At 71.9% G+C, this 12,658-nt stretch carries 13 protein-coding genes; 6 read left to right on the forward strand and 7 right to left on the reverse strand.

Translation table 11 applies throughout. The annotated features are described in order from the left end of the window. Positions 1–10: 10 nt before the first annotated feature. Positions 11–556 carry an NUDIX hydrolase gene (locus tag WMF12_RS12240; protein WP_437717309.1) on the reverse strand — a complete coding sequence of 182 codons (546 nt, stop codon included), beginning with the start codon at positions 554–556 and terminating at the stop codon, positions 11–13. Between the two features lie 97 nt (positions 557–653). On the opposite strand from WMF12_RS12240, the gene WMF12_RS12245 reads away from it, so the two are divergent. Further along, positions 654–1,622, forward strand: a complete 969-nt coding sequence (locus tag WMF12_RS12245; RefSeq protein ID WP_437870979.1) for a hypothetical protein — start codon at positions 654–656, stop codon at positions 1,620–1,622. Positions 1,623–1,707: 85 nt separating this feature from the next. Here the strand turns inward: WMF12_RS12245 and WMF12_RS12250 are convergent, their stop codons facing one another. The 5 genes from WMF12_RS12250 to WMF12_RS12270 all read right to left on the reverse strand — a co-directional run bounded on the left by WMF12_RS12250 (position 1,708) and on the right by WMF12_RS12270 (position 7,751). Then, positions 1,708–2,532: a hypothetical protein gene (locus tag WMF12_RS12250; protein WP_437745793.1), complete on the reverse strand. Its 825-nt coding sequence runs from the start codon at positions 2,530–2,532 to the stop codon at positions 1,708–1,710. Between the two features lie 14 nt (positions 2,533–2,546). After that, positions 2,547–3,593, reverse strand: coding sequence for a nicotinamidase (locus WMF12_RS12255; protein ID WP_437870980.1), 1,047 nt, complete (start codon positions 3,591–3,593; stop codon positions 2,547–2,549). A gap of 54 nt (positions 3,594–3,647) precedes the next feature. Next, the gene (locus tag WMF12_RS12260; RefSeq protein ID WP_437870982.1) at positions 3,648–5,609 is read right to left on the reverse strand and encodes a hypothetical protein; all 1,962 of its coding nucleotides are present in this window, start codon (positions 5,607–5,609) and stop codon (positions 3,648–3,650) included. 93 nt (positions 5,610–5,702) lie between these two features. Beyond that, positions 5,703–6,563, reverse strand: coding sequence for a protein phosphatase 2C domain-containing protein (locus WMF12_RS12265; RefSeq protein ID WP_437870985.1), 861 nt, complete (start codon positions 6,561–6,563; stop codon positions 5,703–5,705). Positions 6,564–7,061: 498 nt separating this feature from the next. Continuing rightward, complete coding sequence (locus tag WMF12_RS12270; protein ID WP_437299385.1) at positions 7,062–7,751, reverse strand: NUDIX hydrolase; 690 nt, start codon at positions 7,749–7,751, stop codon at positions 7,062–7,064. Between the two features lie 322 nt (positions 7,752–8,073). Here WMF12_RS12270 and WMF12_RS12275 point away from each other — a divergent pair, with 322 nt between their 5' ends. Next, positions 8,074–8,949, forward strand: coding sequence for an STAS domain-containing protein (locus WMF12_RS12275; protein WP_437870988.1), 876 nt, complete (start codon positions 8,074–8,076; stop codon positions 8,947–8,949). A gap of 71 nt (positions 8,950–9,020) precedes the next feature. On the opposite strand, the gene WMF12_RS12280 is transcribed toward WMF12_RS12275, so the two are convergent. Beyond that, positions 9,021–10,523: a L,D-transpeptidase gene (locus tag WMF12_RS12280; protein ID WP_437870989.1), complete on the reverse strand. Its 1,503-nt coding sequence runs from the start codon at positions 10,521–10,523 to the stop codon at positions 9,021–9,023. Between the two features lie 230 nt (positions 10,524–10,753). Between WMF12_RS12280 and WMF12_RS12285 the strand changes: the two genes are divergently transcribed. The 4 genes from WMF12_RS12285 to WMF12_RS12300 all read left to right on the forward strand — a co-directional run bounded on the left by WMF12_RS12285 (position 10,754) and on the right by WMF12_RS12300 (position 12,591). Beyond that, positions 10,754–10,885, forward strand: coding sequence for a hypothetical protein (locus tag WMF12_RS12285; protein WP_269454239.1), 132 nt, complete (start codon positions 10,754–10,756; stop codon positions 10,883–10,885). A 49-nt stretch (positions 10,886–10,934) separates the two neighbouring features. Continuing rightward, positions 10,935–11,441: an RNA polymerase sigma factor gene (locus WMF12_RS12290; RefSeq protein WP_437870990.1), complete on the forward strand. Its 507-nt coding sequence runs from the start codon at positions 10,935–10,937 to the stop codon at positions 11,439–11,441. Continuing rightward, positions 11,431–11,976, forward strand: coding sequence for a hypothetical protein (locus WMF12_RS12295; protein WP_437870991.1), 546 nt, complete (start codon positions 11,431–11,433; stop codon positions 11,974–11,976). Before WMF12_RS12290 ends, WMF12_RS12295 begins: the two co-directional genes overlap by 11 nt. A gap of 222 nt (positions 11,977–12,198) precedes the next feature. Then, the gene (locus tag WMF12_RS12300) at positions 12,199–12,591 is read left to right on the forward strand and encodes a DUF2809 domain-containing protein (protein ID WP_437870992.1); all 393 of its coding nucleotides are present in this window, start codon (positions 12,199–12,201) and stop codon (positions 12,589–12,591) included. The last annotated feature ends 67 nt before the right edge of the window (positions 12,592–12,658 follow it).

Here is a 12,658-nt window from a genome sequence, read left to right on the forward strand (position 1 = left end):
GTGGCGAGGCTCAGGCGCTCGCTCTCAGACAGCCCAGCTCGTAAAGCCCCATCCACCCGACCTCCGGGTCGGTGCATGCGCCCTCCCTCAGCTGCTCCACGAAGTCCTCGATCGGCTTCTCTACCACGTCGATGAACTCCGTCTCATCCAGCGCTTGCGCCCTGTCGCGCGCGCAGTCCACGGCCAGGAACGCGTGTCGCTCGATGGTCGAGTAAGCGCACTCCAGCGGGCGGCCGAGCGGCACGAGCCGCCCGGCGACATACCCCGTCTCCTCGAGGAGCTCGCGCGCCGCCGCCGCCTCCGGGGCCTCGCCAGGCTCGACGCCGCCGCCTGGGAGCTCGTCGAGGATCCGATCGGGCCCCGGCCTGTACTGGCGCGCCAGGATCACCCTCTTCTCGCGGGAGATGGCGAGGACGCAGACGACTCGCCCCTCTTTCTTGAGCGAGAACGTGCGGACCTGCCCGTCCGGGAGCTCGAAGGTGACGTCCTCGATCCTCCGCCACGGCGAGTGCTGGACCACGCGCCGCTCCAATGCCTTCCACCGTACGACCGTCATGATCAACCCACATCGTCCGCCCAGGCGGCGCGCCCGGTCAAGACATTGGCGCCGCCGGTCAAGGACGGGACGCGCGCTCGGTCTCATGCTCTCTTGCATGACCTACCTCATCCCGAGCCAAGAACAGGCGCACGCGGGTCTGCGTGCCATCAAGGTCGTCCTTACCTCGGCCGGCCCCCTCGACGGGTCGCGGCGCGACGCGATCGCCGCGGTGCAACGGCACCTCCTTCACACCGACCTCGACATCGACGCGCTCGCCCCGATAGCGCCCGAGGAGCTCGCGCGCGCCGTCGAGGATCCCGCGCTGCGCGAGCAGCTCATCAACGGTCTCTGCGCGATGACCCTGTGCGGCGAGCGCGTCGACGAGCGCGAGCTGCTCGAGGTCGAGCGCTTCGCCGCGGCGCTCGGGGCGCGGCCGCACGCGGTCCGCCAGCTCCACCACCTCTACGAGCAGCGGCTGCTCCTCCTGCGCATCGACATCAGCCGGAGCTCGCTGCTCGGCAAGAACGTGCGGCGCATGCTCGATGAGGGCGGCCTTTATGGGCTCGCCAGGAACGTCGCGAGCTTCGCGGGCATCCTGGAGAACGAGCCAGTCGCCGCGCGCTACCGCTCGCTCGAGGCGTACAGAGAGGGCACCCTCGGCAAGGCGCTCTTCACCTTCTATCGAGAGAACGGCTTCTCGTTCCCCGGCGAGAAGCGCGGCGTGCCCGAGGGCGTGCTCACGCACGACCTGAGCCACATCCTCGCCGGTTACGGCACGGATCTGCGCGGAGAGGCGATGACGATCGCCTTTCAGGCGGGGTATCGCCGCGAGAACCCGTTCGGCATCCTCGTGTTCCTGCTGGTGCAGCTCCAGCAGGGCGTCCAGCTCACCGTGCTGGCGCCGTCGCAACAGGGGATGCTCGCGACGCCCGGGCTCGCCGACGAGCTCGTGCGATCGTTCGTTCGCGGAACGAAGATGAGCATCGACCTGATGGACGACTGGGACTTCTGGTCCGACATGGCGGTGGAGCTCGACGAGCTGCGCCGCCGCTACGGCGTCGTCCCCTGGGAGGCCGCGGCCTGATCCGGGTCCTCCGCCGAAGCAGCCGAGAGGTGTGGAGGGCTCGCCGCCGCGCGGGGGGGCGCGCGGCGAGCCGGGGGCGCGCGCTTCACCCGCCGAAGCCGCCCGCGACCGTCTTCGAGAACGACGCGCCGCCCTGGCTGGCGCGCACCGCCGACTGGGAGAACAGCGCGAACGCCTTGCGGATGTCCGCCGCGTCGCTCTTCGGCGTCAGGATCCAGCGGTCCTCGATCCCCATGTCGCGGAAGACGGCGCGGAAATCGGTGTTCCCGTCGTCGATGCCGATCGCCGCCACGATGTGGGCCTCGGCCCGCCGCATGTCACGGACGAGGGCGCACACGTCCCTGGCCTTGGCCCACGTCGAGCCCGCGTCGGCGCCGTCCGAGATGATCAGCGTGACGGTGCGCGCCGGGACGCCGCTCAGCGCGAACTCCTGCGCCTTCGCGATCACCGTTCCGAGCAAGACCACCGTCTGATCGTAGAGGGGCGTGCCGAGCATGGGATCGTAGTTCTTCGTGTCCATCTTCACGGCCTGGGCGATAGGGCAGTACGGATACAGCACCGCCCCGTTCAGGTAACGGTTGTGCGCCAGGATCGAGTCGCGCTGCCTGGAGTCGGAGAGGGCGCCCACCACGAGGTTGTGCCCGTCCCTCACCGACGGGGCGTTGCCGGCGAATTTGATGGATCCCGAGTCGTCGGGCATCACCGTGACCAGCACCACCTCCGACGACGCGACGTCGTCCACCTGCACGCCGAAGCCGGCCTGGATCTGCGCGCCCAGGTCGGTGATGTGCAGCGCCTGCATCGCCTCGGGCGAGAGCGCGCCATCGTCCCGCGCTGCCTCGAAGAGCTGCTCGATGTCGAGCGAGCCATCGCGGCTGGTTCCGCTGTTGTTCTCCTTGTTCTTGCTCATCGGATCCTCCACGGTCATGCGCCCAGGCACGGAATCGGGTCGGTGCTCTTCACGAGGTTCATGCCGGCGGCGGCGAAGCGGGCGAGCGCCTTGTCCGCCTCGGCGGTGAAATCGACGGCGAAGCCCCCCTTGCCGTCGGGCACGGTGACCGGCGACATGCAGTCGGTCATCACGTAGATCTTCTTGGCGAGCGCGCGGTCGGTGAGCGCGATCTCCGTCAAGATGTCCTCGATCGAGCTGCGGACGCAGTGGCTCGCGGCCTGGCCGGCGATGATCACCGCGTCGGCGTGGAGCAGCGTCCTCAGGAAGCCCGTGCTCCGCTGCGCGAGCGGCTGGCCGTCGTGCCGCGTCAGCACCTCGGGCTGCATCACCGAGTAGTTCTCGGTGAGCGGGTTGCCGCCCTTGACCTCGACCCACGACTGCACCCCGCGCGCGAACGCGTGGAACATCCGCGCCTCGTGCACGACGCCCGCGAGCGCGTGGCCGTCGCTCCCGAGGATGCAGTGCGGCGGCCACAGGTAGAGCTTGTATTTCCCTGCCTTCTCGAGCTCCTCGCAGTAATACCGGACCTGCTTCATGAGCCACGGGTAGCTCCCGCCGCAGAGCCACTTCGCCACCGCGGGGTTCGGCCGCACCTCCCCCGCGTCGATCTGCGCCGTCGTGATCTCGCGGTGCGCGCTCAGCGGGCGGTCCTCGCGATCCACCCAGAAGGCCGGGAAGAAGATCTGGTAAGCGAAGTGGGTGTCCATCGTGACCGTCATGTTCGTGATCGACGCGAGGTTCCTGTAGATGAACTCGGCGATGCGGCGGCTGTCGTCGACCGCGCCCGTGCCGCTCCTGCCGGCGACGTAGAGCGAGCCCTGCGGGAAGCAGAAGTCCTTCTGCACGTCGATGAGCAGGAGGTGGACGTTCTGCGCGTCCGCGGCCGACGGCTTCACGCCATGCGCCTTCCGCCACGCGGCGGCGGCGCCGTGCAGCGCCTCTTCATTGGGGTGAAAGCCCCACCGCTCGGCGTTCTTGGCGTCATAGAAGGCGGGCAGGGGGAGCTCTGTCGATTTCATGGTCTCTCTCCTCTCGATCGGCCCGCGAGCGCGGGCCGCCAGCTCAGCGTGGATTCATGAGATACGAAGCAAGGTGATCGCCTGTGCGTCGACGACGAACAGGCCCTCTGGGCCGACGAGCAGCCGGGAAGCCTGGGTGACGAACGGCTCGGTGCCGGGGAACTGCCGCGTCTCGACGAGCGCGCCCCCGCGGACCTCGACGCGGACGACGCCGCTGTCGGTCGCCGAGAGCAGGAACCCGGAAGCCGCGCACTTGCCGGTCAGCGCGCCGAGCCACGAGCCGCCTTCCCCGTCGCCGTCGGCGACCGCCTCGACCGCGCCGTCCTCGCGCACGACGACGCACCGGTGCACGGTCCGGCCGGCTTGCTCGGCGGCGAGGAACAGCCATGCGCGCCCGGCGCGGGAGCGCCCGCGGCCGTCGTTCGGGCGCCCGCGGCCTTCGTCGGACCGCGAGCTCGGGCCGGCGTCGAAGACGCAGGTCGCCGCGGTGAGCTTGCCGCCCGGGAAAGGCAGCTTGACCGTGTCCTTGAGGCCGGGCCGATCGGCGTCGAAGACGAAGGCTATCGAGACGTTCCCGGCGCGGTAGAAGCCGAGCCCGAAGCTTTGGCCCACCCAGAACAGCGTTTGCCCGGCGAGCACCTCGCCCATCGGCACGGCGTCCGCCTCGCCCGAGAGCGCGGCGGCGCCCGGCCTCCCGCTGCGCAGGAGCTGCCCGCCGCGCGTCCAGTAGCGGGCGCGCGCGTTGACGTCGAAGATGGGCCTCGTCCCGACGCAGTCCACCTGGATCCGCTCGGGCGCGGCCCCCGGCGAGAGCACCACGAGATCGCCGCCCCGGCCGATCAACGTGGCGCTCCCGTGCACCGCGAAGCGCGTCGCGGGGTGCGGCGCGCCGGACATCACGACGGACCGGTCCTCCCGCAGGAAGCGGCCTCCCTCGTTCACGAGGTAGGAGAGCCCGCCCGGGCCGAGGGCCGCGGCCAGGATCACCCCGCGCGTGCTCAGGATCCGCGTCGCCAGCACCTCGCCGTGGACGACCGTCGACTCCTTCACGGCGGCCGGCGCGGCGCCCGCGCAGTCCGGGCAGGCAGGGCGCGCGTGCTCGACGCCGCACGAAGGGCACCTCGTCCAGGCGAGCGCGTCGAGCAGCCGGCGCGGGAACACGCCGCGCCGGTCCTCGACGAAGACGCGGTAGAGCGCGTCCAGGAGATCGTCCGGCAGGACGCGGTACGGGATGGCCGGCTTCGGATACCGCACCTCGCGGTCGAACACGGTGATGCGGCGGAGCGGCCTCGCGCTCTCGGGCACCCGCGCCGACGCGGACCGCGGCCGGAAGACGCCGCCGTAAGGCCCCACGCAGAGCAGGCTCTGCATGACCATCACGGCGAACGCGTACCAGTCGGAGTCCTGCGAATACGGCCTCGACAGGAGCGGCCGGGGGAGCGAAGGGTCGCAGAGCAGCGGATCCACGAAGCGCTCGGTGAACACCTGGCAGAGGTACGGGCCGAACTGGAAGCTGTCGGCGTCGATGACGAACACCTCGCCGCCGGCGACGAGCACGTTGAGATCGTTGAAGTCGCCGATCACCACGCCCCGGTCGTGGATCGCCGCGACCGCCCGGTGGAGCCGCGCGAGCACCTCGGAGACCGCGGCCGACGAGAGCCCGCCGTGGCGCATCGACGGCTCGCCGTAGCGCAGGAGCGGCTCCGCGCCGCGCACGAGGCGCATGGCGTAGCCCACGACGCGCTTCCTGGTCCTGTCGGTCGCGAGATCGAGGGGCGCGATCACCTGGTCGGGCAGCGCCGGCGGGAACGCGCGCAGCTTGTCCTGGTGGCGCTCGATGCGCACCTCGGCGGCGCGCTGCTCGGCGTCCTGCCCGGCGTAATCCGGGTGATCGGGCGTCTTCCAGACCTTGAGCGCGCGGCCGTCTCCGAGGTCGAACACGTCCGCCTCCCCGCCTTTGCCGATCGAGGCCCGGGGGTCGAGCCGAACCCGCTTTGAACCAAGATAAACGTCCACAGTCGCCTCCTCCGGACGCAATCGAGCGCAATCAAGCGCAGACGCCCTGTCGTTTCCCTCCGCGACTCCTGCGCCTCCGCGCAGGGCCGCCCCTCAATCGCAGGCGCCCTGCGCCCTCCGCACGACGACCACCGTCGTGTCGTCGCGGAGCAGCCCGCCTTCGCGCTCCATCCGCTCTTCCTTCCACACGGGCCGCGTCACCGATCGGTTGATGAGCGCGAGCCGCCGCCTCACCGCGTCGGGGTTCCGGAAATATCGGTCATCTTCCCAGAACCTCGACAGCGGGCCGACCTCGCCGCCCCCCGGGATCTGCCGTGACGACGACTCCAGCAGATCGATCGCGCCGTCGGTCCCGAGCAGGGCAGTCCGGAGCGCGCTCGACGGGAAGGCGCGGTGCACGGTGAAGCGCGGCGCCTCGCCGCCGGGCGGCCGATCGAGCAGGCCATACGCGAGGTACGGGGGCTCGTCCCTCGGGAAGGGGCCGAGCCGCAGGAGCTCGTCGCCGAGCGCGATGAGGCCGTCGCCGAGGGAAAACGCGCACGCGCTGTCGCCGGAGATCGCGAGGCCGACCACGGTGAAGAGGAAGAAGGTCGACACGACCTCGGTGAAGCTGCCGCCCATCCCGGCGGCCACGTCGCGGAGCGGCGCGAGCGCCCCGCGCCGCACCTCTTCCCACGTCGCGGGCGAATCGATGTCTCCGCCGCGCCGGAGCGCGCCGAGCACCTGCTCGGTCACGATCCGCGCCCCGAGCGCCGCGCCCACCTCGCTGCGCGCGCCGCTGCCGCAGCCGTCGCAGACCACCGCGGCGAGAGAGCCGCCCTCGGCCCGGAAGGCATAGGCGTCCTGGTTGGGCCGCCCCGCGACGAGGTGATCGGTCCCGGTCACCGTCCCTCCGGCGACCTCGAAGGCCGAGCCCCCTCCCATGTCAGCCAAGAAAGCGACGTCGCGAAGCATGGAGTTCCCTTCTGCGCCCGGCGAGGGCGCGCTGCGGCCGGACCCGGGCAGACGGAGGCCGGGGCGCGCGGTCCTCCCGGCGCCGGAGCTCCACCGTCCGCTCGGCGGTCAACGCCGACCGTCAGCGCCCGCGCCCGGCGAGCACCCGATCGTTCGTGTGTACTACACACCAAGCTTAGTGTTCGTAATACACATTGTCAACCCGGGCGCTGGCGAGCCGGCCGCCCTCCTCGGGTGGAGCGCGCTCCGCGACGGACGCGCGAGCGCCCCCGGGCGCCGCGCGCTGGCGCCCGGGGGCGTAAGATTCGCGACGTCCAGTGGGCCCGCGACGGGAGAGGGGCGAGTCGATGAAGCGGCGGTGGGCGTTCGTTGCGGTCGTGACCCTGGTTCCTCCGAGCCTCGCATGCCTGCGATCTCGTCCGGTAGGCGCTCGGTCCGCCCCGGAGCAGGGGCGAGGAGGGATCGGACGCACGAGGGCCGCCGGGCTGCGGCAGGCGGCTAGATCTCGAAGCTGAAGCCGTCCTTCTCGAGCCGCTCGTACTTCCGACGGTCGAACCGGTAGAGCCGCGCCGCGCGGTGCGCGACGTCCTGCTCGACCTCGTCGAGCTCCACGAGCAGCCCGGTGCCGAGCGCCTTCTTCCGGAAATTGCGCTTGTCGAGCGGGCGCTCGAGGATCGCCTCGTAGAGGCGCTGGAGCTGCGACAGCGTGAACTTCGGCGGCAGGAGCTCGAACCCGATCGGCCGGTATCGCACCTTGCCCTTGAGCCGCTCCAGCGCGACCGGGAGGATCTCGTCGTGATCGAAGGCGAGCGCCGGGGTGTCGTCCACCGCGAACCACGCCGCCTCGCGCGCGTCGGTCGCGGCCTTGACCCGGTGATCCCCGAGCTTCACCAGCGCGTAGTACGCCACCGAGACCACGCGCTCGCGCGGGTCCCGCCCGAGGGCGCCGAACGTGTAGAGCTGCTCCAGGAACACCCCCGAGAGCCCCGTCTCCTCCGCGAGCTCCCGCCGCGCGGCGTCGTCGAGCGCCTCGTCGACGCGCACGAAGCCGCCCGGGAGCGCCCACCGGCCGCGGAACGGATCGAGCTCCCGCCGGATGAGGAGGACCTTGAGGTCCTCCTCATCGAGGCCGAACACGACACAATCCACCGTCAGCGCCGGCCGCGGGTGCTCGTAGGAGACGGACATTCAACCCTCCGTGTAATCTGTACACGAATCTTGGTGTCGATCGGACACCACGTCAACCAGCGCCGCGGAGCTCGGCTCCTCGGCTCCTCGGCGCGAGGGCGGGCGCGCGGAGCGGAGGCCCGCGCCCATCGCGCATCGCCCATCGCCCATCCGTGCCCCCCCTTCCCACAGCCACAGCCGAAGCGTCGTGTGCCGGCGGATCGACGAGAGACGCGGCCTCGACAATGCGGTGCGATGTTGTCCGCATGACCGGCCAAGCGAAACGTCATCGACGGGCTGACGACCACTCGACGGCCAGCGCGCGTGCGCGTAGAAGGCTCCCATGAAGGGAGATGCGGAGTCGAGCACGGCGGGGGCGGATACGCGGGAGGAGCTCGAGGCGAAGCTCCGTGAGGCGCAGCTGCTTCTCCGCGCCATCCTCGACCATGTTCCGATCACCGTGTGCAGGTACGACCGCACGGGCGTCTTCACGTTTCACGACGGCAAGGGGCTCGAGGCCGTCGGCGCGAAGCCGGGGCAGTTCCTCGGAGCGAACGTGCTCGAGCTCTTCGCGAACGACCCGGAGACCCTGGAGACCAACAGGCAGGCCCTCGCGGGCAAAGCCGCGTACAACGTCTACGAGGCGTACGGCGCCGCCTGGGAGTCATGGCATGTCCCCGTGCGCGACGGGAACGGGGAGCCCGACGGCATGATCACCATCAGCCTGGACGGCTCCGCGGCGAAGCGGCGCGAGCAGGAGCTCCGGGCGAAGGTCGAGCTCATCGAGACGCAGCAGGAGGTCATCCGCGATCTCTCGACGCCCATCATCGAGGTCTGGGACAAGGTGCTGACCCTCCCCATGGTGGGCGTGGTGGACAGCCTGCGGATCTCCGAGGCGATGGACAACCTGCTCTCGGCGATCGTGAGCAAGGACGCGCGGTACGCGATCCTCGATCTCACCGGCGTCGACGCGGTCGACACGCGGACGGCCGGGTACCTCATCGAGATGATCAAGGCCATCCGGCTCCTCGGCGCGGAGGGGATCATCACGGGGATCCGGGCGAACGTGGCGCAGACGATGATCGCGCTCGGACTCGATCTCTCCGGCGTCACGACCGTCGGCAACCTCCGCGCCGGACTCAAGCTCTGCATGCGGCGCATGGCCGCGGCGGGCGAGGGGGGCGAGCGCGCCGAGGCGGCCAGCGCGCCGGCGAAATAGCGGCTTCCGGCAGGCGCGCGCGAGGCGCGGCGCGGGCGCGCTCCCGCACCCCCGCGCCGGGCGGCGGCGGCTCAGCGATGGATCACGACGCGCGTGGACGGGTCGTCGCGCGTGGCCTGGACCGCGTACCACTCATCGGGCACGGCGGGCTCGGTCCAGTGGAAGAGCCATTTCGCGTCGACCGGCGAGAGGTTCACGCACCCGCCGCTCTGCCCCTCGCCCCAGCGGTCGTGCCAGTAGGCCGCGTGAAGGAGGTACTTGCTGAAGAAGTGCTGGCTCCACGGCACCTCCGCCTCGATCCAGTCGTCCGCGTCGACGTGGGGCGTGATGAGCGTCTTCGTCACCCATTTGCGGCCGATGCTGTACTGGCCGAGCGGGGTCGTCGAAGGCGGCACGAACGGCTCGGCCTTCTCCGGCTCCTCGGCCCCGTTGCGCCCGGCCGAGATCAGCGTCGCGAACACGGGGCGGTCGTCCTCGTAGGCGATGAGCCAGCCGTCGAGGGCGGCGATCTCGACCCACGTGTTCCTGCGCCCGTCCGCCGGCGCCGAGGGCGGCTCGCCGCCGAGCTGGATCGGGCGGCCCCACGGGTTCCGCGCCTTCCGCGGCCGGACGACCACCGCGTCTCGCTCGAGCACCCAGTGCCCGTCGTCCCGGGTCTCGAGATACGTCAGCTCGCCGACCCGCTTCGATCGGCCCGTCAGCCCGACCCGGGCGAGGCGCTCCCACACGGCGTCCGTCTTCGCGGGCGGGCCTCCCTCCGTGAGGCGGTACTTCGGGCGCGCCTTGCGGCGAAAGAAGGCCATCGGCAGGCGCGCCTCGGCGCCGAGGTACACCCCCTCGAAGGTGGCGGGCTCGTAGGGCTTGACCTTGTCCTTCGGTATGAACGTCAGATCCGATGCCCAGAGCCATGTCGCCCCGCCGGCCTCGACCTCCTCGATCCAGGCGACCGACGAGCGCGGGCGGACCTGCATGTGCCGCAGATCGTGGAGCCCCTCGGGCCACGCCGGCGCGTCGATGCCGTCCACGCGGAGGAGGCGCTTGAGGCCGAGCGACTCGCCGTAGCGGTACGGGAGCGGCAGATCGGCGCGCGGGGCATGGGGGATCAGCGCCTGGCGCACGGGATCGGCGGTGTCCAGGGTGGCGCGCTCGCCGTCGACGCACACGTAACCGCGCGGCTCCACCGCGTAGAACGCCGGGCAGCCGCCGGCGCCGCGGATGGGCTCGACGCTCTTCAGGCGGACCGAGCCGCCGATCGAGAGCATGCCGATCCACTGGGCCTTGGGCCGCGGCGCGGACCGGATCCACACCTCGCGGCCCTTGGAGTACACGCGCGCGGATCGCGCCCGCGCCGCCTCCACCTCCGGGACCGGCGCGGCCGGGGCCGAGGCGGCCAGCGCCTCCGGCGGCGGCTCCGGCGCGCTGGAGCGCGCGGAGGGCGCGCTGGAGGGCGAGGGCTCCGCGACCGCCACGCCCGCGCTCCCGGCCGCGTCTGCGCGCGAGCCGGCGTCTTGCCGCGACGGCGTGCACCCGAGCCAGAGGGCGCCGAGGGCAGCAAACCACGAGCGGCCAGACATAGGCACGAGACCCTAGCACGTCGAGCCTGCCCGGCGGAACGACGCGCCAGGCTGGACGAAGGCGCCTGCGCCGCGAGCGGAGCGGAGATCGTCGCTCGTGCGGCGATCTGCGGCGATGGCGCCTGGCCGCCGGATTTCGATCGCCGGGGGTGTCACGCTCGCCCCGCTCGCGCCTAGAGCCGAGGAAGGCCGGCGAGGACAGCCGGCCAGAGAAGACAAGGAGAGATCCCATGCGTCGTTGGCTCAAGGTGACCCTGATCGCGGCCGTCCTCGGAATCCCGGCGGTGGCCTATGCTGGGACGCAGCTCACGGGCGGCTGTCCGTGCGCGGATTGCCCGTGTCCGGACTGCCCCTGCGGCTGAGCACCCAGCGCCCTTGGAACCGCGCGCGCGATCGCTGCTCAACGCGTCGATGAGACGCCTCGCCGACGGCGATCGCGCGGCGTTCGAGCCTGTCTATGCCGCCCTCTGGCCGGCGATCGGCGCGTTCTGCCGCCGCATGCTCGGGGGCGGCGCGGACGCGGAGGACGCGGCCCAGCAGGCGCTGCTCAAGGTGTTCGACCGCGCCAGCTCGTTCGATCCCGACGGGGACGCGCTGACCTGGGCGCTCGCCATCGCGACGTGGGAGTGCCGCACGACGCGGCGGCGGCGGTCCCGGTCGAGGGAGGCTCCGGACGAGCATGTCCCGTCGATCGCGGCCGACGTGCCCACGCCGGAGGAGGCGGCGATCGCCCGGGATCTGGACGACGCGGCGCGCGAGGTGCTCGGCACGCTGGCCGAGGCGGATCGCGACACGCTGAGGGCGACCCTGCTGGAGGTCGATCGCGATCCGTCGGTGTCGAGCGCGGCGCTGCGCAAGCGCCGCGAGCGCGCGTTTGCGCGCCTGCGGGAGGCGTGGAGGAGGATCTATGGAACGTGAGGCGCTTGCGGGCCTGAGCCTGAAGGAGAGGGCCTATCGCGCGTACGAGCGGGGGAGGGCGAGGAGGGCCGCCTGGGCAGCGGCGCCGACGATCGCCGTGGCGCTCGTGGCGGCGCTGATGAGCGACCGTCCGGTCACCACCGCGATCCTCGGCGCGGCGCTCTACGTCGCGGCGGCGCTGCTCTCGTGGCGCGGGCAGCAGCTCGGGCGAGGCGTGCTCCCGGGCGTCGCCGCGGGCCTCGTGCCCTTCGCAGCGGCGCACGCGGCGCGCATTTACGGTCACCTGTGCACCCCGGAAGGGTGCGTATCCATCTGCGTCCCTGCCTGCCTGGCGGGCGGGGTCGCCGCCGGCGTGCTGCTCTCGCGGGTGCTGCGCCGGTCGGAGCGGCTCGGGGCGTCCTGGGCCTCGGCGTGCGGCGTCGCCGCCCTGACGGGCGCGCTCGGCTGCGCCTGCGTCGGCTTCGGCGGCGTGGTCGCCCTCGCGGCGGGGCTGCTCACCGGCACCGCGCCGCTCGCGCTCCGCCCTGCGCGCTAGAGCGACGGTCACCCGCTTCGGATACGGGCCCACCTCGGCGTTTTCGGTGCTCAGCGCACCGGAGTGCGCTTGCGCGCCGAAAACGCCGATCTGGGCCCGTCTCCTGTGCGGGTGACCGCCGCTCTGCTGCCGCTCTGCTGCCGCTCTGCTGCCGCTCTGCTGCCGCTCTGCTGCCGCTCTGCTTGGTGCAGAGGGGGGCGGAAACCGCTGTAGGCTCTCCGCATGCCGGAAGCCGCTCGCAAGCGCCTCGCGCTGGCCCTCCTGATCGTCGCGGTCATCCCGGTCGGCTTGATCACCCGGTTCCACGGCGGCCCAGCCTGGCTGCGCAACGGCGCCGGCGCGGTGCTCTATGAGGTCGTGTGGATCGCCGCGGCGCAGATCGTGTGGATCTCCGCGCGCACGCACCGGCTGGCGCTCGCGGTCTTCGCCGCGACGTGTGGGATCGAGCTGCTCCAGCTGAGCCAGGCCCCGTGGCTGTGGGCCGCGCGCAGCACCACCCCGGGGCGGCTCCTGCTCGGCGCGAACGGCGGCTTCGATCCGGCGGACTTCGCGCTGTATGGCCTCGGATGCGTCCTGGGTTATGGGCTCTGCCGGCCGCTCCGGGCCTCCGCATGAGGCCCGCGCCGCGCCGAGCGCGCGCGCCGGTTGCGGCAAACGCCGCGAGGGGCCAGGCTGGCGATCG

The sequence above is a fragment of the Sorangium sp. So ce363 genome, from assembly GCF_051520435.1.
Taxonomy (GTDB): domain Bacteria; phylum Myxococcota_A; class Polyangia; order Polyangiales; family Polyangiaceae; genus Sorangium; species Sorangium cellulosum_B.

Excerpts from the sequence above, each read along its gene's own strand:
- WMF12_RS12265 (WP_437870985.1), bottom strand. The coding sequence starts at position 6,563 with ATGCTTCGCGACGTCGCTTTCTTGGCTGACATGGGAGGGGGCTCGGCC.
- WMF12_RS12255 (WP_437870980.1), bottom strand. The coding sequence starts at position 3,593 with ATGAAATCGACAGAGCTCCCCCTGCCCGCCTTCTATGACGCCAAGAAC.
- WMF12_RS12275 (WP_437870988.1), top strand. The coding sequence starts at position 8,074 with ATGAAGGGAGATGCGGAGTCGAGCACGGCGGGGGCGGATACGCGGGAG.
- WMF12_RS12280 (WP_437870989.1), bottom strand. The coding sequence starts at position 10,523 with ATGTCTGGCCGCTCGTGGTTTGCTGCCCTCGGCGCCCTCTGGCTCGGG.
- WMF12_RS12250 (WP_437745793.1), bottom strand. The coding sequence starts at position 2,532 with ATGAGCAAGAACAAGGAGAACAACAGCGGAACCAGCCGCGATGGCTCG.
- WMF12_RS12300 (WP_437870992.1), top strand. The coding sequence starts at position 12,199 with ATGCCGGAAGCCGCTCGCAAGCGCCTCGCGCTGGCCCTCCTGATCGTC.
- WMF12_RS12285 (WP_269454239.1), top strand. The coding sequence starts at position 10,754 with ATGCGTCGTTGGCTCAAGGTGACCCTGATCGCGGCCGTCCTCGGAATC.
- WMF12_RS12295 (WP_437870991.1), top strand. The coding sequence starts at position 11,431 with ATGGAACGTGAGGCGCTTGCGGGCCTGAGCCTGAAGGAGAGGGCCTAT.
- WMF12_RS12290 (WP_437870990.1), top strand. The coding sequence starts at position 10,935 with ATGAGACGCCTCGCCGACGGCGATCGCGCGGCGTTCGAGCCTGTCTAT.
- WMF12_RS12270 (WP_437299385.1), bottom strand. The coding sequence starts at position 7,751 with ATGTCCGTCTCCTACGAGCACCCGCGGCCGGCGCTGACGGTGGATTGT.
- WMF12_RS12245 (WP_437870979.1), top strand. The coding sequence starts at position 654 with ATGACCTACCTCATCCCGAGCCAAGAACAGGCGCACGCGGGTCTGCGT.
- WMF12_RS12240 (WP_437717309.1), bottom strand. The coding sequence starts at position 556 with ATGACGGTCGTACGGTGGAAGGCATTGGAGCGGCGCGTGGTCCAGCAC.